Below are 24,242 nucleotides of genomic sequence, written 5' to 3'. Positions count from 1 at the left end.
AAAAATCCCGATTTATTCAGTTAAATTCAGGTAAATGTTCAGGACCTCAATTCAGGTGTAAGGACGAATGGCCATCAAAAAAAAGCCCCTGCAATGCAGGGGCCTCTGACTGAGAGAAATAGAATGATTAGTGCCAAATAAACTTAGAGGGTGTACTTGGCGATGGAACGCAGATTGCCATCAGCATCCACCCGAAGCGCTTTAGCGGGGGTGCCCTTGGTGAAGATGTTTTTGCGAATATCTTTGACGATGTGGCGAGCATGACCGAAGGGGGCGATAAATTCGGGGTACCAAAGGCGGTCACCACATTTCCACTCGGGAAATAATAGTTGGTATTCTCCCGTTTGATAAGTCGCTTCCACCTCTTCCGAAAGCCAGGCCCAATTGAGAAATCCCACGGGCTGTCCGCCCACTTGGTAATAGCGAAATTGATCATGCATCAAGCTCGGTAAGATGCGGGCTTCGAGTTCTGCAAGGGTGTAAGACCGATGGAGAGGAGACTGCATCATCAACCAAGTGATTGATCCCAGCAATTGCAGCCGTTGTTGCACGTCTTCTGGGGTGACTTGAGGCAGATCATCTGCACTGGCTGTCGCTGATAGGGGTGTTTCAGGAGCCTCAATCTGATCTGGAGTGGTATCGAATGTTGTTGGCATATCTTGAGTCATCATGATCATTACCTCTAGTGATGGGGTGGAAAAGCAAGGCTAGACGAGAAACTGGAGAAGTTATCTATGAGTCTATGGGTCTACTATCGCCAAATCTCTGGGAAGATAAAATCCCGATTTATTCAGGTAAGTTCAGGTGTTTCTTTATCTCTCTAACCCAAAAGAAAGTCCTGCAGAATAGGCTTTGAGTGCAAGTCAAACCATTCCACAGGAGTGAGGTGATCATTCAATTTTTAAAATTTGGGTGGTCTGAAGCGCATCTATTACAACTTCAGCTTGGGTGATGTCTCTTATTCATTGGATCCCAGTTGATATTCAACGATGGAGCGAGAGCCATCTTCTTGGGTGCGGATCATTTTTGCTGTTGTGCCCTGGGGAAAAATCGTCTGGCGCAAGTCCTCAAATATACTTTGGTCATGCTCAAAAGGTGAAATAAAATCGGTACACCAAAGCCGTTCACCACTCCGCCACTCTTGGGGAAGCAGCTTGTATTCTCCAGTTTGATACTTCTCTTCTGCCTCATCGGACAAGTAAGCCCAACTCACAAATCCGATAGGCTGACCACCGACTTCGTAATAACGAAATTGGTTGAGGGTGAGACTGGGTAAAATTCTCGCTTCTAATTCTTCGATGGTGCAATGCCAGTGTTGGGGAGATTGCAACATTAACCAAGTAATGCCGCCTAAAAGTTGTAATCGCTGCCGCATCACCTCTGGTGAGGTTTGAGCTTGAGCCTCTTCCCGTTGTTCAGGAGTAGGGGCTTGTTCTTCAGTTGAACCTGAAGTAATAGCATCTTGTTCTGGATGGCCATCTGTCGCTTCAATAGGTTCAGGGATAGCTGCGTTATCAACGGGTATCACGAGGTCTGCTTCAGGTGCTTCTTGGATTTGCTCTAGATCGAATTCAGTTGTTGCGGGGGTAGTGGTCATGATGGATTACCTGTATTGATTGGGTTAAAAGATTTAGAAGCTGTCCTGTGTGGTCGTTGCTTCGTTGATGTCCCTACTATCGCCAAATCAAACGGTAGATAAAATCCCGATTTATTCAGGTAAGTTCAGGTGTTTTCTGCTTGTCTGCTCCCGTGACTAAAGCAAAAGGATGTGGAGTAAGCTAACGACAAGAATTTATGATTGAGAGATGCAAAAACTCACCCTCACTCGGCCCGACGATTGGCACCTCCATCTACGGGATGGAGATGCCTTAAAGGCAGTTCTCCCCCACTCGGCACGCCAGTTCGCTCGGGCCATTGTTATGCCCAATCTAAAGCCCCCAGTCCGTACCGTGGCTGATGCTGCAGACTATCGGAACCGAATTTTGGCAGCCCTTCCAGTGGGTCAAACCTTTGAACCTTTGATGACCCTCTATCTGACCGACAATACTAGCCCTGAAGAAATCAGTGCTGCCAAAGCATCGAAATTTGTCAAGGCGGTGAAATACTATCCAGCAGGGGCAACTACCAATTCTGACTTTGGTGTGACGGATATTCGGAAATGCGATCGCATCTTCGCAGCCATGGAGCAAGAAGATATCCCGCTGTTACTCCATGGAGAAGTGACCGACACCAATATTGATGTGTTTGATCGCGAAAAAGTGTTTATCGAAACCCACCTGATTCCCCTCGTATCGCGATTTCCTAAACTGCGAGTGGTACTTGAACATATCACCACCTCCGAAGCAGTGACGTTTGTCCTCAATACCAACGAAAACATTGGTGCAACGATCACGCCTCAACACCTTCTATTCAGTCGTAATGCCATATTTAAAGGAGGAATTCGTCCCCATTATTATTGCCTGCCGATTCTGAAACGAGAGAAACATCGGCAGGCGCTGTTGCAGGCAGCGACATCCGGCAATCCCAAGTTTTTTCTCGGCACCGATAGCGCCCCCCATGCCCGCAATTCGAAAGAGCAGTCCTGTGGCTGCGCTGGTTGCTATTCGGCCCTCCATGCCATGGAATTATATGCGGAAGCATTTGAAAGTGCGAATGCCCTCGACAAACTGGAAGCCTTTGCCAGCTTCTATGGTCCAGACTTTTACCAACTTCCCCGCAATACCAAGACAATCACTTTGGCGAAACAGACTTGGCAAATCCCTGATGAAGTCCCCTTCCCAGGAACTGGCCTTGTCCCCCTCAGGGCAGGAGAAGAAATCACCTGGAAGATAATGGACGGATAGTATTGCCCATCAGCAGACCAAATCACAGCCAGTTACCTACCAGCACAAATGGACTCCAAAAATAGGGGGCTTTAAATTGTGGGTCCTTCATCAAAGCCAACTGGGCCTGACGAAACGCTGCGGCCTTCGTGGTATGGGGTTGAGCCAACGCTTTATAAAAATGCCCCATAAACGCCGCAGCCGCCTGATCATCCAACGCCCATAAGCCAGCCAAAGTACTACGAACGCCGGATCGAATCGCCATCCCGGCAATACCAAGCACCGCCCGACTATTTCCCGTAGCCGTTTCACAAGCACTCAAGACGAGCAAATCAATGGGAACCTCAGACGTGCGAATACGAGTTCGGAGTAAAGAGGCCATCGCCTGAATCGAGAGTCTCCCTTCCCAAGTGAGAATAAACGTATCTTCAGGGCTAGCACCAAACTCAGCATGGGTCGCCAAATGCACCACTTCAGAAGATACTTCTGTCAGGTAATCCTTCAAATTCTGTTGGGTCAAATCTTGGTTAAACAGAACAGCATGTTCTTGAATCTGTGACGTAATCTGCTCTACTTCTTTGGCTACATAGGGCAAAGCCGGGAAACCAGACCGAGCCTCACTTACGCCTCCCACAAGCAGCTTTACCTTTTCTCTCGCCTGGGGACGAGGCGCTAATAGATCTAAACCGGGGGAGAGCGCCACATTATATTGTTCAATCAAATATTGCTCGCCATCGTAGAGCATGGTCAAGGGTAAGGTGCGCAAGGCTCCATCGGCGACAAACACCAACGTTTCCACATCCTGTTGGGCTAGATCTGCAGCTGCTGGCTCTACCACCCAGTCGTAAATTTGCTTAAGTTTAGTGAGGTTTTTCTTCTGAACGGACCCCAAGGGCGTGGTTAGGGATCGCAACAGTTGTTTCACCGTATCATCCACTTGTCCAGGCTCAATCGGCGTACTGTAGTGGCGCAGGGGTTGATCACCGATACTGATAATTACATCGACTCGATCCTCTAAAACAATGGGATAAATGACCGCTGCGTTTGGATCCACTTGATCCACTTCTCGCGGTTCGGCTTGCACACAAGCATCCTGAAAGTAGTCTCGAATTTCATTGAGCTGCAAATTTTCGATGAGCTTGCGGGCACGCCTTAGATTACTCGAAGAATCTGCCTGGGTCATATCCCCCTCTAGCAGCAGCCCCACCAACTCTCGATAGACGGGTTCTACTCCATCTCTGAAGGTAAAGCGAACATCATCACTCGCTGTTTTGAGATCTCCTCGTAAAGAGTCCAGGGCTGCCACAGCATCGAGATAGGCCGAAATTGCCCCTTGGCGATTGCCGAGTTGGCGACGATAGCGGCCCAATTGCCAAGCCAGTTGATACAGCACTTCTGGAGATTGCTGCCGATGGACATGTTGTAAGGCTTGCTCCGTCAAAGACACCGCCTGGGACCATTGTTGAGCCTCACCATAAATCCGTCCCTGATACCCCAGAATGTAAGACTGAGCATTGGGATCATCTAACCCTTGGGCTTGACTTTGTGCTCGGTTCAGTAAGTCCAATAGAGTCGAGGACTCATCCTTCTTTGCCGCAGTCAGAACCGTTTCGATCAAGTGGAGTTGTGCATAAATCCCCTCTCTACTGCTGGGAAGCGATCCTGTTTGCTCCTGTAGCTCTTGCAAAAGCTCTGATGTTGCAGGATTTTTTTGAGCAACTAACAGATCAAACCGACTCACTTGCACCTGAAATTGAATCAGAGGGGTCGGTGCAATTCCAAGGGCCTGTTGATAGTAATCCAAAGCCTTCTGGGTATTTCCCTGTCCCCGAAAAGTATGGCCTAAATTCAGAAGGATAGTACTGGTTAGGGCTGGCTGGTTGAGGGATTGAGCGGTATTTAGAGCAGCTTCGATTTGGCGTTGCGATCGCAACATGTTCCCTTCAGCCCGCGACACTTTCCCCAGATTCAACTGAGTCATCGCCTTTACGGGTGACGGCGGCTGTTGCTCTAGAATCTGCATCAGTTGCACGAGCTGCTGTTGAGCTTGGCGCAAATAGCCCAGATCTTGGAGAACCTGAATCTGATTCAACTGTACCTGCAGGTTACCCGAATCATCCCCCGCCCGTTGATAGGCATTCGCCGCCGCTTGCCAATCCTCCAGAGCGCTACGAGTATCACCCCGAGCAAGGAATAAACTCGCCCTTGCACTTAGCACCTGAGCCTGAAGAGCAGGTTGCTCAGCTATGAGGTCAGGGGTCAATGCCCTTTGGCTAGACTCTATCGCGCTTCTCGCCTGCTCCCAATCTCCTAGATAATGGTAGGCCAAAGCTAAATGACTCTGAACTGAAGCATATGCATCAGGGTGTTTGGATAATTGAGTTGCAGCTTGCGTCCAGTGGACAACTGCATCGGCATAGTTAGCCTGTTGATAGGCTTGACGACCCTCTTCTAGCAGCTTGGGGAGGGTACGAGACGATTCTCCCTGCAGGTAATAGTCTCCCCTGGCTGTAACCACTAGCTGCTTCGCTTCTTGCAAAGCAGGTGTAACCTCCGGAAGTGCTTGAGTACCTAAATCCACTAACAGATAACTCCCGGCGGGTCGGCTGGAGGGCATCAGAGGTAACCCACCTCGGCCCGTCACCACAAATTGCGATTGCCCCGTACGCGGAACAGCGCAAGCATCTGCAATTCGCGTACTTGAATCCAACACATTTTCGGGGAGTTGACTGAGGGCACTCGCCGGATCCGTAGCAATGGTCTCAATATTAATCTCGCCATTCAACCCTAACTGCGACGATGCAGAGATGTTGAGAAACTGTGGGCCAAAAATTGCATTCGTAAAAATATCAATATCGCCTCCGTCCCCCTCAAAGGCATTGGCAATAATGCGATTCAGTTCACTGGGAAAAGCAATAATAAACTGAGCACTAATATCAATACTTCCGCCATCACCAAATCCACCAGAATTTTCTGCAGAAATAATTGAACCGCCTTGGAGGGTTAAAAATCGCAGTAGCTGTGTATCAGTCCCGCCAATAAAGATATTGCCTCCATCCGCATCACCACTAGCAACGGTTGAGATCCGACTTCCGTTCAGAAGCTGCAATGAATCTCGAACCGACAGCTCGATATTGGCAAGATTCCCTTCCACTGCCTCAGCCAGGAGTCCAGCATTATCCAAAACAACGGTGTTGGCATCAATAAATAAAAGGCCCGCAGCCCCCATCGCACTGCTCACCGAAATTTGAGCACCATTACTGACCATTAAAGCGGGGGTAACAATCTCCACATCGCCGGCATCTCCCTCTCCCAGAGAGCTAGCAAAAATTCCACTGGGAACTGGCGATGAACCAGTAATCAAAATACCTTGATTAGCATTAACTTGAACAACGCCACCATTTCCCACTGAATCAGCAGTCGTCGATGCCAAAATCTGGCTCCCATCTCGTAACGTCAGCTGCCCAGTCGTTAATTCAATATTGCCGCCATCCGCATTCCCCCCAGCCACCGTCGAAATCCGACTCCCCTTGAGCAGTTGCAGTGAGTCACGAATGGATAGCCGTATATCAGCCAGGTTTCCGTCAGCCGCCTCAGCCAGAAGTGCGGAATTATCCAAGGTAACCTTGTTGGCGTCAATGGATAAAAATCCCGCAGCACCCGCCGAACTACTCACGGAAACTTGAGCACCATTACTGACCATTAAAGTGGGGGTCACAATCTCCACATCACCGGCATCCCCTTCCCCTAAAGAGCTGGTAAAAATCCCAGTGGGAGATGGCATAGAGCCAGTGATGGAAATACCTTGATTGGCATTCACCCTTACAATCCCGCCATTCCCAACGGAATCAGCAGTGGTCGATGCCGTGATCTGCCCTCCATCTCGTATCGTCAGCTGCCCCGTTGTTAATTCAATATTGCCGCCATCAGCATTCCCTCCAGCCAGCGTTGAGATTCGACTCCCATTCAGGATTTGCAAGGAATCCCTGACGATCAACCCAATATCCGCCTGATTCCCTTCCACAGCCTCAGCTAACAGGGCTGCATCATCCAATACAAACCTGTTGGAACGCACAAATAAATTTCCTGCCGAGCCATCATTCCTACTGCTCACTGACAATTGAGCACCATTTCTCAAGGTGATATTGGGAGAAACAACTTCTATCCCACCGGCATTCCCATCACCGGGTGCAGTAGCAAAGATCCCGCTCGGGAATAGGGTATTCGTTGAATCCAGAACAAAAGGGGAATCTGCATCAGCAGCAGGTAATGTCACCCGAGGCGATGAACCAGTGATTAGAACACTTTGATTGGCAACGACTGAGATATCTCCCCCATTCCCAATCGAGTTAGTCGTAGTTGAGGTTGAAATCTGTCCACCATCTTGTATGGTTAGCCGTCCAGTTACCAGATCGATATTGCCGCCTTCAAACAGACCAGGGTTTTGCAATTGGGTCAGAATCCGGCTGGGCTGTCCATTCAAGGTGCCTTGCAGGGTCACGGACTCTGTTGTGTTGATAAAGATATCGCCGCTATTGCCTAACCCTTCAGCCCCAGCATCAATAATGGAACCATCTCTCAGAATTAAATGGCGAGCATTGATGCGTATATCGCCACTAAACCCCTCCGTTGTCGAATCCCGAATGGCAGTGGACAACTCGGCCACCCCAGCAAAGTCCGTTCGAGCTGCGGCTGGATCCCCAATTAACTGGACTGTATCTCCAGCTCGAATCGTCAGATCTCCCCCTTGGGCATTCCCAAAGACAACGGGAGCAATCAGTCCACCAATTAGGGTCAGATTCTGGGTATCTATCTCGATGTTTCCTCCTGTTCCACCCAGGGTTTCAGGGGGTAGTCCTAAATCTTCAGGGAAGAAGGTCACACTAGTTGTAATCCCAATCGGCGATCGATCTAGCGTGGGTCCGCCTCGATCATCCACCAAAATACTATTGGCCTGAATGCGAATATCTCCCTCCGAGGTATTCGGTCCCAGTTTTCTCGTGCTAATACCACTTTCCTCTCGAACCCAAAGAGAATTCGTCGTAATACGAATATCTCCTCCCGATCCAGCACTCTCAGAGCTAATGCCAGAGCTGAAACTAAGACGAATATCAGGTGCGTTGATTAAGATAGATCCTGCATCACTCATAAACCCATCCGCTGAGGATTGGCTTACAATTTCTGACCCTCTCTCTAGGCGAAGACGGTTGGTTAGATCAATGCGGATATCGCCACTAGAGCTATCTCCTAACGTACTCGTCAAAATCTGAGAATTGTCCTGCAGAGTCAGATTCTGGCCGCTAATCCTGACGGTTTCACCTTGCCCCAGATCTTCTACCAAGCTTCGAACAGTACTGTCAATGAGTTGAATATCCCCAGTTCCATTCAGAAGAACGGATCCACCTTGGGCATTAACATCAGCAACATCCGCATTCAGCCCCACGAATAGATTCGTTTGATTGAGAGAGGTATTCCCAGCCTCAAAGACAATATCTCCCCCACCCTCTTCTACCGTATCGATGGTTGAATTAGTGAGGGTCAGATTAGACCGTCCCCCCACCGGAACAGTCAGAAAAGTATCAGGTGTTGCTGCTTCTAAATCAAAAAGGAGAGTGTCAGGTTGGGACAGGCCACTGAGACCCACCCGGCCTCCAGGTGCCAAAATTTCAGCTCCATTGAGATTGACCTGCCCCCCCAACAAGGCGAAGGGTTCTCCTACGGCCGTTTCTAGAGTGGAACCATTGACTGAGATAGGTTGAGGAGTAGCGCCAAACTGCACCCCCAAGGGTACCGAAACCGTCAGCAGCGGGGGCGCATTTGGATTCACCGCATTAAAGGAATTACCATTGGGCAGCAAAAATCGATCCGCCGTAGTGGCTACAAATGCACCTGCCACATCCAACTGAGCATTGGGGCCAAACAAAATCCCACTGGGATTGACGAAAAACAGATTAGCTGGACCGTCCACACCCAGCAACCCATTAATGTTGGAAGCCGTCCCCCCGGTCACCCGGGTAAAGATATTTTCGACAATAGCCGGGTTACTGAAAAAAACAGTTTGATTGGGATTGATGCCAAAGCGTTCAAAGCTATGGAACAGGGCAGTATTTCGCTGAGCCCCACCATCGATAAAAAATTCGTCAGCCGTCGCGCCCGGGGCAACAACAGACTGTTCTGGTCCCAAGGTATTGTCGGGGACAATTAGTTGAGCCAACACCATTTTCGAGAACATCAGTGGACTCAAAATCACTCCCATCAGGGGAGCAATGGCTGGCCTTACCCAATGTTGTATCAGGATGCGATCGCACCCAATCCTTTTCATAATCTTATGGCTAATGAAAGTGTACTAAAGACGGGAACACACAACTTTCAATTCAAGGGGTAGCGGGGGATGGGTTCATATCCAAAGGCCGCACAACAGACTTTAGATTTGTATCCTCTAGCTGATCAGCAATATTAACCAATGTCTGGCTATGCTTTTCCCCTTCACCAGCCTGAGCTTGTTCCTTCAGAAAGGTCCGAAGTTTTTGGTATGACTGGGACTCATTGGCTTCCAATAACAGCTCTCTAACCGCATCAAACCAATAACCGGCTTTTGCAAACAACGCTGCTTTCTGACTAGGCGTCTCAGCTTTCGATAATGCCTTTTTTAAAGCAGTATCCGGCAAATCAACATCTACTTCAGCCACAAAGGGGGGACTAAATCGATCGTCATCCGGTTTACAGGCAATACTCAACTCCACAAAAAACCGTTGGCCATCCTCAAGGGTGGTCTGGTCCGCTGGCACAGTGTATTGAACCAGTCCAGAAGACGTTTCGATATATTCCAACTCATGGATCAGTTCAGAACTTTGATCCGCATCCAGAATAAATAGAGAAATTCTGACGCGATAGGGATCCGTTGCCGTTACAAACCAAGCCAGCGTAGGTGCCACCACACTGGTTCTCCCCACATGAGTACTGGGAGCTAACAGGGTAACGGGAATGCTGCTGGGCTGAGCCGCTGCCGTCTGGGCATGATTTTGCTCTGGCACCGTTGGACGACTCAAAGCCGATGACTTGGATGGGGCAGAACTACAACCCCGAGAACCATTGGACCCAAACTTACCTTTCGGCGGATCACCCTTGGGCGGCTGATATCGTCTTGCCCAAGCGGGGGAAGGCAATATCGACAGGGACACGAGCAATAGACCTAGCCCGAAACGATAGCTGAAGCCGTTCTGTCTTTCTCCCCGGCGCCTTTTCAGCAGATGAATTGGATTGAGATGAGCCATAACCATAGGTGCATACCTCACTTAGCACTGACGGTACAAAATGCGATCGCAATCTGTTCTGTTTGCCCCTGAGTAGAACAATCATCTCGATCAGCAATGATCTGTAAGTTCTGATCGATCCATCCCAAAGCGGCCTCCTGCCAAGGTTCTAATGACACTCGTAATCGTTGGGTAGCGGAACGGAAGTAGTGGCGGGTTTTCTCTAAAAACATAGTAATACCTCCTTTATTTATCTATTCTCAATTCTTCTGGAAAATTGCTTAATCCCCCTTCGTCGTCATAGGGGTCAAAATCAATAATTTCTCGACGGACCCATTCCTGAAATTGCTCCTTTATCACTGCCATCATTGATGACAATGATGGCAGTGTAATGTGTATCGGTTCTCCATACCTAAAGTCAGAAGGCATATCAGATCTCCCCGTAATTCGGTTATTGAAATTACCTTAATTGAGCTTGTTGGCAGAAAAAATCCCGTTATCATCAGGAAACTTCAGCCAAAGTTCAGGTATTGATAATCAGAGCGTTCAGGTTGATCTTCAAAACGAAATCTAGACCAGAATTCGAGGATTGCAGGGGGAATGGGTTCATATCACATATCACGAATTAAGGGGATAAGGATTGAAGTCTGAGATTTGGCATAAACTTCGTCAACCATTAGCCCCACTGAAGCTTGTGGCGCTCCCCAGCTTACTTATACTGGGCCTAATCCTCGGTGGACGATGGGCAGGAACCTTCCAATCCTGGGAATTGCAAGTCTTAGATCTCTTTCTGAAATATCAACCGACAGAAACCCAAGACAAACGCATTCTGTTGGTCACGATTGATGAGGATAGTATTCGCTCGATTGGCCGCTATCCCATTCCCGATCAATACCTCGCCCAGTCGCTCAACATTCTTCAAGAGCATGAGCCTAGAGCAATTGGTCTGGATTTATTCCGAGATATCCCCGTAGAACCGGGTTCAGCAGACTTGGCCACCGCCTTTCAGGAGATGGAAAATCTATTTGGTATCGATAAAATTCTGGATGAGAATAAGAAAGAACTGGATGAGAACCAATCGGAACGAGTGAATCCTCCCCCCGGCTTACCCCTAGACCGAGTTGGATTTGCTGATGCCCCTGTCGATCTGGACGGTAGCCAACGTCGGGTCATGCTGGGAACTCAAACGAAAAAACAAGTCTTCCGATACTCCCTAGCATTACTCCTAGCCGAGAAATTTCTAATTGCCCAAAATATCCATCTAGATAATGGCATCAATGATCCCGTAGCCATGAGATTTAAGTCTGCGGAGATTCCTCGAATTCGACCTAATTTTGGGGGCTATATTCGCACCAATACTGGGAATGCAGATGTCCAAATGCTGCTCAATTTTCGCAACCATCCCAAAGCATTTGAGACTGTCTCATTTCATAAATTACTATCAGGCAATGTTTCACCGGATTCAGTCAGAAATCGTATCGTCCTGATTGGCATCACCACCCCTAGCTTCCAGGACTATTCTCCCGCTGCCATTCCCTCCATCATCTCTCCGAAAGCAAACTGGGTCTATGGCATTGAGATACATGCTCATGCCATTAGTCAAATTCTGAGTGCAACTTTAGATCAACGACCGCTGATCAGTACTTGGCCAGATTGGATAGAGTACCTCTGTATTTTGGGCGGCGGTCTAGTGGGCATCATTGTTGCCGCCTATATTCACTCACCTCGGTATACGATACTTGCGATCGCACTCTCCGCATTACTGGTATCCGGCATCAGCTATCTAGCACTACTTTGGGGATGGTGGCTACCCGTGGTCCCAACCCTAGCCAGCTTTCTGCTAATCAGCCTCAGTCTAGATGCCTTCTATCAGTACGATCGCTTCATCCAAACCAAGGTCAAAGCCCAACAACAGACCCTTCGCATCCTGGAACAGGCCAAAACCGATCTGGAAATTCAGGTTGCCCAACGAACCTCCGAACTTCAGCAATCAAATCTAGAGCTCAGCCAAGCCAAAGAAGCGGCCGAAATGGCCAGTCGGGCCAAGGGAAAATTTCTCGCCAAAATGAGCCATGAATTACGCACGCCCCTCAATGCCATTCTGGGGTTTAGCCAAATGATGGCCCAAGACACCACTCTCTCTGAAGCCAATCACAAACGCAATCGCTTAATTAACCAAAGTGGCGAACACTTATTAGGACTGATCAACGACATTTTATCTCTAGCCAAACTAGAGTCAGGAAAACAAGAACTGCGAGAAGGTCCCTTCCAACTCAGTACCTTACTGGAGACCGTAGAAGGCATCTTTCGACTTCGAATCGAACAAAAAGGATTAGCCTTTCGGGTTAAAGCCACCCCCGATCTCCCACCCTATTTATTCGGAGATGCCCAGAAACTCCGACAAGTCCTCATCAACTTGTTGAGCAATGCCCTTAAATTCACCCCGGCCGGACACATCTTTCTCCGCATAGGGAGCATACCCACACCAGCAGGTTTGACATTACGGTTTGAAATTGAAGACACAGGCGAAGGAATTGCCGCTTCTGAACTGCACAAATTGTTTGTTCCTTTTGAACAAACTGAAAGTGGAGAGAAATCGAAAGCTGGCACAGGACTTGGTTTACCCATTAGTCAACAATTCGCTCAGCTAATGGGTGGGGATATCAAGGTATCCAGCCAAGTCGGGCAAGGGACAACCTTCACCTTTACGGCCCAAGTCACCATCGCAGAGTCCGACAGTGACGCCAGTTTACAAAATATTGCAGACGGGGTGGCTCCCCCCCCACCACCAAATGATAGGGTTGAACCAGAAGCACTCCCCTCAGCCGTCATTAGTTCAGAGATCATTGATCAAGCCTTAGGATCGATGTCCGCCAACTGGTTAGATGAACTGCACCATGCTGCCCTCCGACTCAAGGGCAAACAAGTGATCCAGCTTTTATCCGAAATGCCACCGGAATATGAATCAGCCTCCCAATATTTGATTGAGCTAGCCGAGAACTATGAATATGCTCATATTACTGAAGTTACGACCAAATTAACGCAAGACAAACCTTAAGGTCCGTTTCTATGAGCGACATCGATCATTCCAGTGAACCCATCTTAGAATTTGCAGAAAACTTAATCCTGCAAAAAACGGACACCTACTGCAGTGAACTTCAACGGCGTATCCTCAGTACGGCCTTGCAAGGAGAACGCAAAACCTACGATCAGCTCGCAGATGAATGTGGCTATTCCCCTAAATATGTCAAACAGGATGTTGCCCCTAAACTCTGGCATTTGCTGTCCCAAGCCCTAGATAAAAAAGTTTCAAAATCTAATGTGCGAATCATCCTCACTCAGGAGATGCGCAACACGACTCAAACCAGCAGTGCGCATAACCCATCCTCTAACGCCTCTATCGAGGCACCTCCACCCCCTGAACCCACTGTCCCCACTGGAAAAGTCAAAATCTTACTGGTGGATGACCAACCCCAAAATCTACGGTTGCTCACAGACGTATTAGAAGAACAGGGCTATGAAGTTCTCCAAGCTCTCAACGGCAATGTTGCTCTCCAGGCCGTGTCTCTCGATCAACCTCAGTTGATTCTCTTAGATATTCAAATGCCAGAAATGGATGGTTACACTGTTTGTCAAAAGCTTAAAGCTGATCCATCCACCCAAGACATTCCCGTAGTCTTCGTTAGCGCTCTGGATGAATCTTGGGATAAGGTCAAAGCCTTTTCTGTGGGAGGAGTAGATTACATCACCAAACCCTTTAAGGTCGTAGAGGTCTTAGCCCGAGTACAAAATCAACTAAAAATTCAACAACTCCAGCAAGCGCTTAAGACTCAAAACGCACAACTCCACCAAGCAAATTTAGAACTGCAGCGTCTAGCTGCCCTGGATGATGTCACCCAGGTCGCCAACCGCCGCCGCTTTGACGCCTACCTTTTGACATCCTGGCATGAAGCCATTCAAGACCAACACTCTTTGACGTTAATGCTCTGCCAACTTGATCATTTCAATTTCTATGGTTCAGGTGGAAATTCCCAAAAAGGAGACCAGTATTTGTATCGCATTGCTCAAACTATCAAGCAAACTGTACATGGTCCGAATGATCTAGTTTGTCGATATGGCACCTTCACCTTTGCCATCGTTTTACCCCAACAGACTTCTGCCCAAGCTGAGGCAATTGCTCAAGAGTTATCAAAGCAAGTCAAGGAAGGAGAGGAGACCTTTTCTTTTAGTATTGGCCTCGCCTCCATCCAGCCCACATCAGATATAGGCATTGAGGCATTCATAGAAGCCGGTGATCGCAACCTACAGCAAGCAAGGAACAATGGCGGCAGTTGCGTATTCACTTAAGTCTTGCTTGCAATATCAACGGCGCTGCAGTTTTAAGACATCTATAATTAATTCTTGGGCACGAATCTTAGAATTTGAATTGGATTTTCTCCGATATCTAGGGGGTAAGGTGGCCCCTTTTAGATCTGCATCATCCAAATTAACATCATGCAAAATTGCCCCAGTGAAATCGGCATTTTTAAGATTAGCTTTTTTGAAGTTCACCTTTTTCAGAACAGCAAACCGCAAATCAGCCCCTTCAAGATTAGCCTCTTGCAGATTGGTCTCTCTCAGAAAAGCACCCTTTAAAGAGATGTTAGCTAAGTCTGCCTTCTTGAGATCACAGTTAAAGCAGGTTCGAGTTTGTTTAATCCTTTGCAAATGTTCAGGTTTCTCAGCTCTGACTGATGGTGCTAAGAATGTAGCAAGACTCCCAATCAAGAAAGAAATCGCAACTTTGCGACCTATTTTTTTGAGCCGACGGTTGCCCATGTTCTATAACTCCAACAGATGGGAGGAATCCCCCCTCAACAAAAGCGTATCAACCCTGAGTATGCCCCGAAGAGAGAACAGATTTGCATTTTCCTACCAGTCCAACTTAGAAATTATGGGGATGCCGAATCAGATTTAAGAACTCTTCTCGGGTTTTATGATCGTCCTGAAAGACCCCGATCATAGAACTCGTCACCGTCCAGGAACCTGGTTTTTGTACGCCCCGCATCACCATACACATATGGCTGGCTTCCATAACCACAGCCACACCCTTCGGTTCTAAAGCCGTTTGTACTGCTTCTGCAATTTGGCGAGTCAATCTTTCTTGCACCTGCAGCCGGCGAGAATACATTTCTACGATACGGGCCAGCTTACTCAGACCAATCACCTTTTGATTAGGGATATATGCCACGTGGGCTTTGCCGATAAAGGGCAACATATGATGCTCACACAAACTAAAGGCATCAATATCTCGAACGAGGACCATTTCATCATGGCCTTCATCAAAAATGGCATTGTTCACCAAATCTTCTAAGGACTGCTGATAGCCACTCGTGAGAAACCGCATGGCTTCAGCCACCCGCTTCGGTGTTTTCAGTAAACCTTCCCGCTCTGGATCTTCACCAACCCCTAGCAGCATCGTTTCTACCGCTCCCATCATCTCTTCTTTGCTGGCTTGACGATGGGTCTCTTTCTCCTTGGCCCGTTGAGATAAGCTGCGATCGGGACGAAGCTGAGCGTTATTAGAAGTTGAGTTCATAGAAGAATTGGCTTGATCAGAAGGTTTAGGAGAAAAAGTAGTCATTGTTTCAGTTAATTGTAGGAAATTTGACAGAAGAGTTGGGGGTTGATGACAACAAGGAGATTTAGAATGTCCCCGCGTTCGGCATCAAGACAAGCTCCTCAATCACCGCATTTTGAGGCATCTGGACAATATGTAAAATCGACTGAGCCACATTCTCAGGTCTGAGCATAGCGCTACGGTCAAAATCGGCATCTACGGTGTCTGTGTCCCACAAAGGCGTATTCACAGCACCTGGGCAAACAGCCGTCACCCGAATCCCGTGGGGACGCTCTTCCTGCGCGAGGGACTTAGTAAAGCCCATTAAGGCAAACTTACTAGCACAATAGGCCCCCCACTGGGGAAACGCCTGTTGCCCCGCAATGGAAACGATATTTATGATGGTGCCTTGCTGTTGAGATCGCATCCCTGGCAACACCGCTTGCACACATTCAAATACACTGGTCACGTTCAGACCCAGCACCCTTTGCCAATCAGCCAAAGGCATATCAATCAGCTCACCGGTATACCCCATCCCAGCATTATTAATCAAAATATCAATGGAGCCGACCTGATCTAAAAGTTGACTGATCTGAGACTTTACCTGGCCAACTTCAGACAAGTTAATCGCAACCCCACGGACTTCGACCCCTTGTTCTTGAAGAGTCTGCGCTAATTCATCCAGCTGAGCTTGAGAGCGGCTGACTAAAACCAAATCAATATTGGACGCAGCAAATGCTTCGGCCGTGGCCCGACCAATACCCCTGCTCGCTCCTGTAATCAGAGCTCGCAGTTTCCGTTGAGCAGTCATGCAAAATTCCTAAAATCAATACTCGGTAAAAACTTGCCCAACAACAAACGCTTCTGCGAGATGAACGAGCAAATCATTGAGGGACTTAAAAGACGGGTGTAGACTCCTTGAAGCTATCAGCGCAGATGAGAGGCAGTCAAAGCGCGTGAGCTTACGCTAATTGTAAACAAATGTTGCGCCCCTGTAATCATACCACTGGTTCAAGATGGAGCGCATACTCAAGGAAGCTGGGAAAAAATCCCCATATTCCGAAACTTATGATAGCGCTGTTGGCGACGCTCTTGGGGGCTAAGACGCCATAATTCTTCTAAATTACTTAAAATCGCAGTTTTAATAATATTTGCAGCCTTAATAGGATTAACATGCGCTCCTCCAGGGGGCTCAGGCAAAATTTGGTCGATTATCCCCAGTTCTTGCAAATCCGTCGCCGTAATTTTGAGGGCTTCCGCAGCTTGAGGGCCTTCTTGGGCATCCCGCCAAAGGATCGCCGCACAGGCTTCCGGTGGCGCAACGCTATAGATCGAATGTTCAAACATCAATAGCCGATCACCCACACCGATTCCCAAGGCCCCCCCAGATCCACCTTCTCCAATCACTGTACAGATAATGGGTACATCGAGTCGGAACATTTCCCGGAGGTTGAGGGCAATCGCTTCGCCCTGCCCAAATTGTTCAGCTTCTAATCCGGCCCAGGCTGCAGGCGTATCAATAAAAGAAATGATAGGCAAGCCAAACCGATCCGCATGATCCATTAATCGCATTGCTTTCCGATACCCACTCGGAAAAGGCATACCAAAGTTGCGGGCCACATTATCCTTGGTATCGCGTCCTTTTTGATGGCCTAACATCAACACGGGCTGGCCACCAATCCGACCCACACCCCCAACAATCGCTGGATCATCATACCCCCGACGATCACCATGCAATTCCATCCATTCATCACTAATGGCATGGATATAGTCCAAGGTACTCGGACGCCGAGGATGCCGAGCCAGCTGAAGCTCTTGCATCGGAGTTAAACTGCTAAAGATTTCTTGACGAAGCTGTTCAGCCCGACCTTCTAGCTGGGCAATTTGATCCGTAACATCCACCCCATTCTGCTCAGAGAGGCTACGGATCTGCTCAATCCGATCCTCTAATTCAGCTAAGGGTTTTTCAAAGTCAAGCAGTTGGAGTTTGCGATCGGAAACAGCCATTCGCAGATACCTAGTCAAAAGATAAACAATTCAGCCTTGTTGTCCTGATTAATAGTGCCAAAGACAATTAATCGATCCTAGCAAGGGTGCCCTGGGCAACAAATACCCTCAAGCTGGCTTGATAACAAACTCAACTTCATTAAGAACACTTTAAAATACTACACAATAAAGGGGGACGCCACAGCGATCCTATCTCTAGGGATAGGAAAATCGCCTAAGCCATCACCATGCCACCATCCACATTAAAGACCTGACCGGTAATATAAGCACTCGCCGGATCAGCCGCTAAAAACCGAATCATACCGGCCACTTCCTCAGGCTGGCCATATCGACCCAAGGGGATAAATTTGATAATCTCTTCGGACCCTAGCCCCTCCGTCATATCCGTGGCGATAAATCCAGGGGCCACTGCATTCACCGTCACTCCCCGAGACGCCATCTCCTTGGCCACCGTCTTGGTAAAACCAATGACCCCTGCCTTAGCAGCACTGTAGTTGGCCTGTCCTGGGTTCCCCATTTGTCCTGCGACCGAAGCAATATTGATAATTCGACCGGAGCGCTGTTTGAGCATCACCTTACTGACGGCCCGAGTACAGAGATAAACTCCAGTGAGATTGAGATTAATCACGGCTTGCCAGTCTTCCGGCTTCATCCGCAACAGCAAAGTATCTCGGGTAATGCCTGCATTATTGACCAATACATCAGCCCGCCCCCATTTATCGAGCACGGTCTTAAATAGGGTATCCACCTGATCGGCTTCTGCCACATTGGCCTGGAGGGCTAATGCTTCTCCCCCCTGACCCGTAATTTCGGCGACGACAGCATCCGCTGCACCACTAGAATTGGCGTAGTTAATAGCGACTTTGGCCCCTTCACCTGCTAAGGCTAAAGCGGTAGCCCGTCCAATCCCTCGAGAGGCACCCGTAACGATTGCGACCTTATCTTGCAATGAATTCATGAACGGTTCTGAGCCAAAAAATCTGCTCAACTATCTTATGACATTGCGGGGGCCGATGTATCGGTGGGCTATGCCGCAGCCCCACTAAACTTAATTTTGAGGTAGTCCTCTTCCATCTTGGCCCCGGCAGGCTGCATTGCAGCAAGCGCTTGGGGGAGAACCAAATTACGACGGTGATTACCAATTCTGATATTCAGCTCATCCGCCGTTTTACTCAACTCCACCTGGTTCTTAGGGATTCCGGGGAGATACACTTCTAGGCTGTACTGTCCCTGCTCCTGAATCACCCTTAAAGTAGTTTCCTTGTGATAGACCTGAGTCGGATCTTCTTGGTCATATAGGGTTTCTTTCAAACGCTCCAGGGCTTCTAACCCACACATTTCTTCCTGAAAGAGAGGCACTTCTTTAACAGGCAAGGGTTGAAAGTTATCGTGGATTTCCTGGCGATATTGGTTCTGGTTCTGTTTCCAATGCATAAAGAACGGATCAGAGACATGGTCAGGAATAATCCGGTTGGCCACCACCATATCTGTGGAGACATTGTACAGACTCAAATAGGCATGGGCTCTTAAGGATTCTTTGATCACCATCTTTTCTGGGTTGGTGACCAGGCGAACGGAGGTTTGGGTATTGTCTGTTAATACTTTCTCTAGGGCTTCAATCTGCTCGTAAAACTCATAGGGAGCATCCATCACTTCTTCATCAGGCAGTGAGAAACCGACAATAGGCTTAAAGAAGGGCTCTACCAGAGGTCTGAGGGTCACAGACATGCGCTGGAAAGGCTTATAAAACCGACGCATATACCAGCCGCCCACTTCTGGCAAGCTCAGGAGACGAAGAGCCGTCCCGGTCGGTGCTGAGTCAATCACGAGGACATCATAGGTGCCCTCATCGTAGTGACGCTTCATCCGCACCAAGCTAAATATTTCATCCATGCCAGGGAGAATAGCTAGCTCTTCCGCCTGCACCCCTTCAAGTCCTCTGGCTTGCAGCACCTGGGTAATGTAGCGTTTAACCGCGCCCCAATTCCCTTCTAATTCAAGCAGGGCATCTAACTCAGCCCCCCACAAATTAGGTTTAACCTCCAGGGCTTCATGGCCCAGCTCCATATCAAAGCTATCGGCTAAAGAATGGGCGGGATCGGTACTGAGAACAAGGGTCTTGTAACCCAGCTCGGCACAGCGGAGTCCAGTAGCAGCAGCAACAGAGGTCTTACCAACCCCACCTTTGCCAGTCATTAAGATTACGCGCATGGGTTACTTACAATCGCTTTGGGCATCAACACACTAAATTGGGCTAAGCAGCTTAACCTCTCTTTACATTACTCTAATCTATTTAACTCAATAGGTGGGGCTAACTGAGGAGAATAGGAAACATCTTGCTGATGGAGTCAGGGATCTTTAGACCTAGCGACCGTCTTAGGCTAGTTCGTCTTGCCTGCTGGAGAGAAGAACGTCTTTTATCCTTCACAGCCGATTCTAAGCCAGAGGTGAAGAGATAGCTGGAATTTCGTAACATAGAAGATGTACTAAGTTCCCTAAAGTAACAATGTTTTTAACCTGGATGGATTCCAACAGTTGGCTTATCGAAATGGCCGGACAGCGAATCCTTTTAGATCCTTGGTTGGTTGGGCCGTTGGTGTTTGGGAATCAGCCTTGGTTCTTCAAGGGTGAGCGGGCCAAAACAATTGATATTCCTGAATCGATTGATCTGATTCTGCTCTCTCAGGGACTTCCCGACCACGCTCATGTCCCCACGTTGAAGCAGTTAGACCGATCAATCCCGGTCGTGGCCTCCGAGAATGCCACTAAGGTCGTGGAAGAATTGGGCTATACCGATGTCACTACCCTGGCCCATGGCGAAACCTTTACTTGGGCAGACCGACTCCAAGTCCAGGCATTGCCCGGTTCACCGATTGGACCATTCCTGGTCGAGAATGCCTTAGTGCTCATGGACCAAGCCTCCCAAAGTCGTATCTACTATGAACCCCATGGTTTTCATTCTGCAGCCATTGACCAGCTAGAAGCGGCGGATATAATTATTGCTCCCATCCAGGATTTAGTACTCCCCCTCTTGGGACCCTTTATCCAGGGAGGTGACTTTGCCCTAGAGGTGGTGAAAAAACTCCAACCCCAATTTATTCTGCCCACCGCATCGGGAGGCGAAGTTGAATACAGCGGCATGTTGGACAAATTGTTGAGTATGGAAGGAACCATTGATGGATTTCGTCAACGCCTGCAAGAGAACGGCTGTGACACCCAAGTGCTGAATCCTTCTCCTGGCGACCGAATCGAAGTCCCGCTTTCTTCTTCAGTACCAAGCTAACCATGCAACAACAGCTTGACGACAGGGACCTCGTGGTTGACAATCACCTGGAAGGTTGGCTTAGATTATTCTTCCCTTGCTGTAAGTATTCCTCTGTGCAGGAGAGTAGGCATGGATAAACCCAATTACTTTCATTGGTGGCAGAAGTTATCTGTTCCCTCTCGCCTACTGATGATCGGCTTAGCCGCACCAATTTTAGCCCTCAATTTTTGGACCTTAGCTTCGATTTCCAATTACTTTGGGGTGTTGATCGGAATTATTGTGATAGCGTCACTTCTGGCATTTCTCCTTAACTATCCAGTGAGTTGGTGTGTCCAGCGAGGACTGCGACGAGAGCCTGCATCGATTATTGTGGCGCTATTAGCCATTTCCATTCTGTTTGGCATCGGCATTATTCTGATTCCGATCGCATTTAATCAGGCCCAACAATTGGCCAACCGCTTACCCGACTGGTTGGAATCAGGCCGACAGCAGCTAATCCTTCTCAGTCAGCAGGTAGAGGAACGAGGGGTCTCCCTCAATCTGGATGTCTTGGCAGTTCAAGCCTTTGATCGGCTCCAGGGTCAACTCCAAGCTTTAACCAAAAGTCTGCTCAATATCGCATTGGGAACGGTTAGCAGTGTTTTAGATATTCTGATCGATGTCCTTGTAACGATAATTCTGACCTTTTATCTCCTCCAACATGGGGATGAACTCTGGGACAGTTTGATTGATTGGCTGCCAGAAGAAAGTCAACAGCCTGTGTCCGAAACCCTTCGATCTAGCTTCCAGAATTACTTTATTGGTCAGCTGCTGTTTGGTATCTGCATGACTTCTGTTCTCGTACCCACCTTTTTAATCCTGAAAGTACCCTTTGGCCTACTGTTCGGCCTCACTATTGGTACAATGGCGCTTATCCCGTTTGGCGGGACTGTCGGTATTATTCTGGTAACGTGCTTGGTCACCCTACAAAATATTTGGCTGGGCCTCAAACTATTAGCTGCAGCTGTAGTGGTTCAGCAAATTTTAGACAACTTAGTTGCCCCCAGAATTCTAGGCACCATGACGGGGCTCAATCCAGCATGGGTATTTATTTCAATTCTGATCGGGGCTAAGGCCGGCGGGCTGATCGGGGTTGTGATTGCTGTCCCTACGGCTGTAGTAATTAAAACGGCGTTGATCAGTTTGCGATTGCGGATGGTATCACCCGATTCAGCAGCCACCCCAGATATTCCTGTGGTCTCCGTAGAATCAGAAACCAAAGCCCAGCCAGTATCCCGTATCTCTTAAACCTCAGATCTTTTTTTCGAACCGTTCTGAACTCTCTCTACAAAAACGGTATCCAATCCCATACCCATTGGAAGGATTTCAGGAACGGCATCTTATGGCTAATCAGCCGGTTACTTTGATTGCTCTGTGGCTTGAGTTCATTGGGAACTGTTTGGCTAGGAACCACAGGAATAGAAGGCTGCTGCCAAAATACAATGCTTTCATTCAAGGGTTGAACTGTTGTCCCAGGATAATAAAAATTGAGGATTTTAGTCGCTGACCAGCCTAAATTACTGAGGTGATACGATCCCGTCTGGCTTAGTCCAACACCATGACCAAAGCCTCCACCAATAAAAGCGTATCCCTTAAGAATTTTCTGAGGTTTAGCAACTGGCGTTGAACTAGTCAACTGCACCGATTCCGGGTTGGATTGAGTCGTGTCCGCTGGCTTAGGCTTTACGGTTCGATACCTAGGTTCAACATAAAAGAGCAAGCTATTGGGCGCTTCAAATCCCCGTAAAATATCATCCTTGGCTAAGACCAAAGTACCTATATCCGTGGTGACCTGCAATTTCTGGACTCTGCCACCGTGGGATCTCTCCACCACTTCCAGCTTTTGAATGGTTTTGAAATTAGCCAAGGGATGCTTAGTCTGACGCAGAAATTTCCGCAAGAACCCATTTAGTTCAGCAATAGGGGTTTCTGTCTGCCAACGAAAGGTCTTCCAAGACGCTTCATTAAACCCTTGTTTCAGGTTAATAAAGGCTTTCAAATTCGACTCTTCTGCCAAGCTGCGGGTGGTCAAATCCCACGTGCCCCTGGGTAAGGCATCAATTTTTGCCGTTAGATAAGGGCGAGGGGTTCCTTCCCAAACCTCCTGAAAAGCAGCCGTCACTCCACCCGTGGTGGAAGAATAAAGGGCATCCACTAGCTCATCGTTATGGGTTAGCACCTGTCCCGTTGTCGCTTTAATGGCGCGATCCACAATGGGATCGGTTTTAGCAATTCCTTTATAAACTTGGCATTGGGTATCCGCACATAACTCATATCCATCTATCTGAAAACGTCTCAGATTACGCAAAGCATAGGTGCGGGCAATAATGGTTTGCGCCTCAATGGCCGTCGTGGGCGCATTAAAGCCAATTTCATAGGGAACAACCCCTCGAAGATAGGTTTCCGTTGGCACCCTATTCACCAAGGTATAAGTCCCATAGGTATTGGGCTGAAATCTTAAACTGCCATAATGCAGCTCGTCGCCCACCTGAAACTGCTGTTTCTTACTGGTGATACTGACAATACTGCGTTTGAATTGAGTACCATTGGTGACAAAACTGAGCTGTGGCTTGTCACGCAACCGTCGCCGATGGAGAAACACATTGTCATAGCCTTGTTGCTTCAGGGTGTCGATTAAGAGAATCCGATCGGCTGAAGTGGGATATTGATCGCGCTTTGCCCACACCTGCCACTGTTTGGGCTGGGCAATTTCCACCGGAATTCCCAAAGTCTTCAATTCATTCGCCTTGGTTTCTGCTGTTTCAAAACTCCGATGAACACTCAAAACCACCCGTTCTTCCCATCTAGGCTGCTTTAAGGGAATGGGCGTAATCGCAAACTCAACTTTATTTGTAGTGAGGGTCTGTAGCCGTTTACCCGTCGTAAATTGAAGGGTCAGTTGGTCCCCTGGAAGCGCTTCAACCGTCAGTTTATCCGTAGGTTTGCGACCAAAACGCTGCTTAATACTGACTTTGATGCGAGGATTAAGGGGTTGTGTATTAACGGCTTGAGCCCATACTTGACCCGAGCTATTCCAACCAGAAGATATCGAAAATAGCTCTAATACGGCCCCATCGAAAACCAAACACACACTAGCACTTGCCAATATGGGCACCCACCAACGACGTCTAAAGCTTCCGAGTAGAGAGGGGAACGGCTGAGCCAAATTTCCAGTCATATTTACGATAGTTCGCACCATAGAGTTCACAAGGGATTTGCCAGCAGGTCGATCCAGTCAGTCCTGAATTCTGAGTTTG

General features: G+C 48.3%; 18 protein-coding genes. 5 read left to right on the top strand and 13 right to left on the bottom strand.

Annotated elements, in window-relative coordinates; translation table 11 throughout:
• Positions 1 to 143 precede the first annotated feature (143 nt).
• Together AM1_RS25535 and AM1_RS25530 are read right to left on the bottom strand one after the other, a co-directional pair.
• The gene (locus AM1_RS25535) at positions 144 to 671 is read right to left on the bottom strand and encodes a toxin-activating lysine-acyltransferase (RefSeq protein ID WP_238549076.1); all 528 of its coding nucleotides are present in this window, start codon (positions 669 to 671) and stop codon (positions 144 to 146) included.
• 287 nt (positions 672 to 958) lie between these two features.
• Positions 959 to 1,597: a toxin-activating lysine-acyltransferase gene (locus AM1_RS25530; protein WP_012165815.1), complete on the bottom strand. Its 639-nt coding sequence runs from the start codon at positions 1,595 to 1,597 to the stop codon at positions 959 to 961.
• 208 nt (positions 1,598 to 1,805) lie between these two features.
• Between AM1_RS25530 and pyrC the strand changes: the two genes are divergently transcribed.
• Positions 1,806 to 2,843, top strand: a complete 1,038-nt coding sequence (gene pyrC / locus AM1_RS25525) for a dihydroorotase (protein ID WP_012165814.1) — start codon at positions 1,806 to 1,808, stop codon at positions 2,841 to 2,843.
• A 22-nt stretch (positions 2,844 to 2,865) separates the two neighbouring features.
• Here the strand turns inward: pyrC and AM1_RS25520 are convergent, their stop codons facing one another.
• The 4 genes from AM1_RS25520 to AM1_RS41245 all read right to left on the bottom strand — a co-directional run bounded on the left by AM1_RS25520 (position 2,866) and on the right by AM1_RS41245 (position 10,504).
• Positions 2,866 to 9,144 carry a CHAT domain-containing protein gene (locus tag AM1_RS25520; RefSeq protein WP_012165813.1) on the bottom strand — a complete coding sequence of 2,093 codons (6,279 nt, stop codon included), beginning with the start codon at positions 9,142 to 9,144 and terminating at the stop codon, positions 2,866 to 2,868.
• Positions 9,145 to 9,196: 52 nt separating this feature from the next.
• Positions 9,197 to 10,003, bottom strand: coding sequence for a DUF928 domain-containing protein (locus AM1_RS25515; RefSeq protein ID WP_238549075.1), 807 nt, complete (start codon positions 10,001 to 10,003; stop codon positions 9,197 to 9,199).
• A gap of 110 nt (positions 10,004 to 10,113) precedes the next feature.
• On the bottom strand, positions 10,114 to 10,308 hold the full coding sequence (locus AM1_RS25510) for a hypothetical protein (RefSeq protein WP_012165810.1): 195 nt from the start codon (positions 10,306 to 10,308) through the stop codon (positions 10,114 to 10,116).
• Positions 10,309 to 10,321: 13 nt separating this feature from the next.
• Positions 10,322 to 10,504 (bottom strand): hypothetical protein, encoded by a 183-nt coding sequence (locus tag AM1_RS41245; protein WP_148215827.1) that lies wholly within the window; start codon positions 10,502 to 10,504, stop codon positions 10,322 to 10,324.
• A 211-nt stretch (positions 10,505 to 10,715) separates the two neighbouring features.
• Between AM1_RS41245 and AM1_RS25505 the strand changes: the two genes are divergently transcribed.
• Together AM1_RS25505 and AM1_RS25500 are read left to right on the top strand one after the other, a co-directional pair.
• The gene (locus AM1_RS25505) at positions 10,716 to 13,133 is read left to right on the top strand and encodes a CHASE2 domain-containing protein (RefSeq protein WP_012165808.1); all 2,418 of its coding nucleotides are present in this window, start codon (positions 10,716 to 10,718) and stop codon (positions 13,131 to 13,133) included.
• An 11-nt stretch (positions 13,134 to 13,144) separates the two neighbouring features.
• Positions 13,145 to 14,422, top strand: coding sequence for a response regulator (locus AM1_RS25500; protein WP_041660515.1), 1,278 nt, complete (start codon positions 13,145 to 13,147; stop codon positions 14,420 to 14,422).
• A 15-nt stretch (positions 14,423 to 14,437) separates the two neighbouring features.
• On the opposite strand, the gene AM1_RS25495 is transcribed toward AM1_RS25500, so the two are convergent.
• The 6 genes from AM1_RS25495 to AM1_RS25470 form a co-directional block, all read right to left on the bottom strand.
• Positions 14,438 to 14,893 carry a pentapeptide repeat-containing protein gene (locus AM1_RS25495; RefSeq protein WP_012165806.1) on the bottom strand — a complete coding sequence of 152 codons (456 nt, stop codon included), beginning with the start codon at positions 14,891 to 14,893 and terminating at the stop codon, positions 14,438 to 14,440.
• A gap of 106 nt (positions 14,894 to 14,999) precedes the next feature.
• Positions 15,000 to 15,653 (bottom strand): GTP cyclohydrolase I FolE, encoded by a 654-nt coding sequence (folE, locus tag AM1_RS25490; RefSeq protein ID WP_148215972.1) that lies wholly within the window; start codon positions 15,651 to 15,653, stop codon positions 15,000 to 15,002.
• A gap of 106 nt (positions 15,654 to 15,759) precedes the next feature.
• Complete coding sequence (locus AM1_RS25485) at positions 15,760 to 16,485, bottom strand: SDR family oxidoreductase (protein WP_012165804.1); 726 nt, start codon at positions 16,483 to 16,485, stop codon at positions 15,760 to 15,762.
• A 218-nt stretch (positions 16,486 to 16,703) separates the two neighbouring features.
• Entirely contained in the window at positions 16,704 to 17,681 is a 978-nt protein-coding gene (locus AM1_RS25480) for an acetyl-CoA carboxylase carboxyltransferase subunit alpha (protein WP_012165803.1), read from the bottom strand.
• Positions 17,682 to 17,895: 214 nt separating this feature from the next.
• Positions 17,896 to 18,639: a 3-oxoacyl-[acyl-carrier-protein] reductase gene (fabG, locus tag AM1_RS25475; RefSeq protein WP_012165802.1), complete on the bottom strand. Its 744-nt coding sequence runs from the start codon at positions 18,637 to 18,639 to the stop codon at positions 17,896 to 17,898.
• Between the two features lie 68 nt (positions 18,640 to 18,707).
• Entirely contained in the window at positions 18,708 to 19,892 is a 1,185-nt protein-coding gene (locus tag AM1_RS25470) for a TRC40/GET3/ArsA family transport-energizing ATPase (protein WP_012165801.1), read from the bottom strand.
• A gap of 295 nt (positions 19,893 to 20,187) precedes the next feature.
• Between AM1_RS25470 and AM1_RS25465 the strand changes: the two genes are divergently transcribed.
• Positions 20,188 to 20,964 carry an MBL fold metallo-hydrolase gene (locus tag AM1_RS25465; RefSeq protein WP_041660512.1) on the top strand — a complete coding sequence of 259 codons (777 nt, stop codon included), beginning with the start codon at positions 20,188 to 20,190 and terminating at the stop codon, positions 20,962 to 20,964.
• 111 nt (positions 20,965 to 21,075) lie between these two features.
• Positions 21,076 to 22,233, top strand: coding sequence for an AI-2E family transporter (locus AM1_RS25460; RefSeq protein ID WP_012165798.1), 1,158 nt, complete (start codon positions 21,076 to 21,078; stop codon positions 22,231 to 22,233).
• 37 nt (positions 22,234 to 22,270) lie between these two features.
• Here the strand turns inward: AM1_RS25460 and AM1_RS25455 are convergent, their stop codons facing one another.
• A complete protein-coding gene (locus tag AM1_RS25455; RefSeq protein ID WP_238549073.1) occupies positions 22,271 to 24,184 on the bottom strand; it encodes a SpoIID/LytB domain-containing protein in 1,914 nt (637 codons plus the stop codon).
• Positions 24,185 to 24,242: the final 58 nt, after the last annotated feature.

This window comes from Acaryochloris marina MBIC11017, from assembly GCF_000018105.1.
Taxonomy (GTDB): domain Bacteria; phylum Cyanobacteriota; class Cyanobacteriia; order Thermosynechococcales; family Thermosynechococcaceae; genus Acaryochloris; species Acaryochloris marina.
This window is presented reverse-complemented; position numbering and strand designations above follow the sequence as displayed.

What these genes read in the sequence shown, in the direction of transcription:
- AM1_RS25460 (WP_012165798.1), top strand. Translation starts at nt 21,076, where the DNA reads ATGGATAAACCCAATTACTTTCATTGGTGGCAGAAGTTATCTGTTCCC.
- AM1_RS25535 (WP_238549076.1), bottom strand. Translation starts at nt 671, where the DNA reads ATGATGACTCAAGATATGCCAACAACATTCGATACCACTCCAGATCAG.
- AM1_RS25465 (WP_041660512.1), top strand. Translation starts at nt 20,188, where the DNA reads ATGTTTTTAACCTGGATGGATTCCAACAGTTGGCTTATCGAAATGGCC.
- AM1_RS25530 (WP_012165815.1), bottom strand. Translation starts at nt 1,597, where the DNA reads ATGACCACTACCCCCGCAACAACTGAATTCGATCTAGAGCAAATCCAA.
- AM1_RS25470 (WP_012165801.1), bottom strand. Translation starts at nt 19,892, where the DNA reads ATGCGCGTAATCTTAATGACTGGCAAAGGTGGGGTTGGTAAGACCTCT.
- pyrC (WP_012165814.1), top strand. Translation starts at nt 1,806, where the DNA reads ATGCAAAAACTCACCCTCACTCGGCCCGACGATTGGCACCTCCATCTA.
- AM1_RS25495 (WP_012165806.1), bottom strand. Translation starts at nt 14,893, where the DNA reads ATGGGCAACCGTCGGCTCAAAAAAATAGGTCGCAAAGTTGCGATTTCT.
- folE (WP_148215972.1), bottom strand. Translation starts at nt 15,653, where the DNA reads ATGAACTCAACTTCTAATAACGCTCAGCTTCGTCCCGATCGCAGCTTA.
- AM1_RS25510 (WP_012165810.1), bottom strand. Translation starts at nt 10,308, where the DNA reads ATGTTTTTAGAGAAAACCCGCCACTACTTCCGTTCCGCTACCCAACGA.
- AM1_RS25485 (WP_012165804.1), bottom strand. Translation starts at nt 16,485, where the DNA reads ATGACTGCTCAACGGAAACTGCGAGCTCTGATTACAGGAGCGAGCAGG.
- AM1_RS25480 (WP_012165803.1), bottom strand. Translation starts at nt 17,681, where the DNA reads ATGGCTGTTTCCGATCGCAAACTCCAACTGCTTGACTTTGAAAAACCC.
- AM1_RS41245 (WP_148215827.1), bottom strand. Translation starts at nt 10,504, where the DNA reads ATGCCTTCTGACTTTAGGTATGGAGAACCGATACACATTACACTGCCA.
- fabG (WP_012165802.1), bottom strand. Translation starts at nt 18,639, where the DNA reads ATGAATTCATTGCAAGATAAGGTCGCAATCGTTACGGGTGCCTCTCGA.
- AM1_RS25455 (WP_238549073.1), bottom strand. Translation starts at nt 24,184, where the DNA reads ATGGTGCGAACTATCGTAAATATGACTGGAAATTTGGCTCAGCCGTTC.
- AM1_RS25520 (WP_012165813.1), bottom strand. Translation starts at nt 9,144, where the DNA reads ATGAAAAGGATTGGGTGCGATCGCATCCTGATACAACATTGGGTAAGG.
- AM1_RS25500 (WP_041660515.1), top strand. Translation starts at nt 13,145, where the DNA reads ATGAGCGACATCGATCATTCCAGTGAACCCATCTTAGAATTTGCAGAA.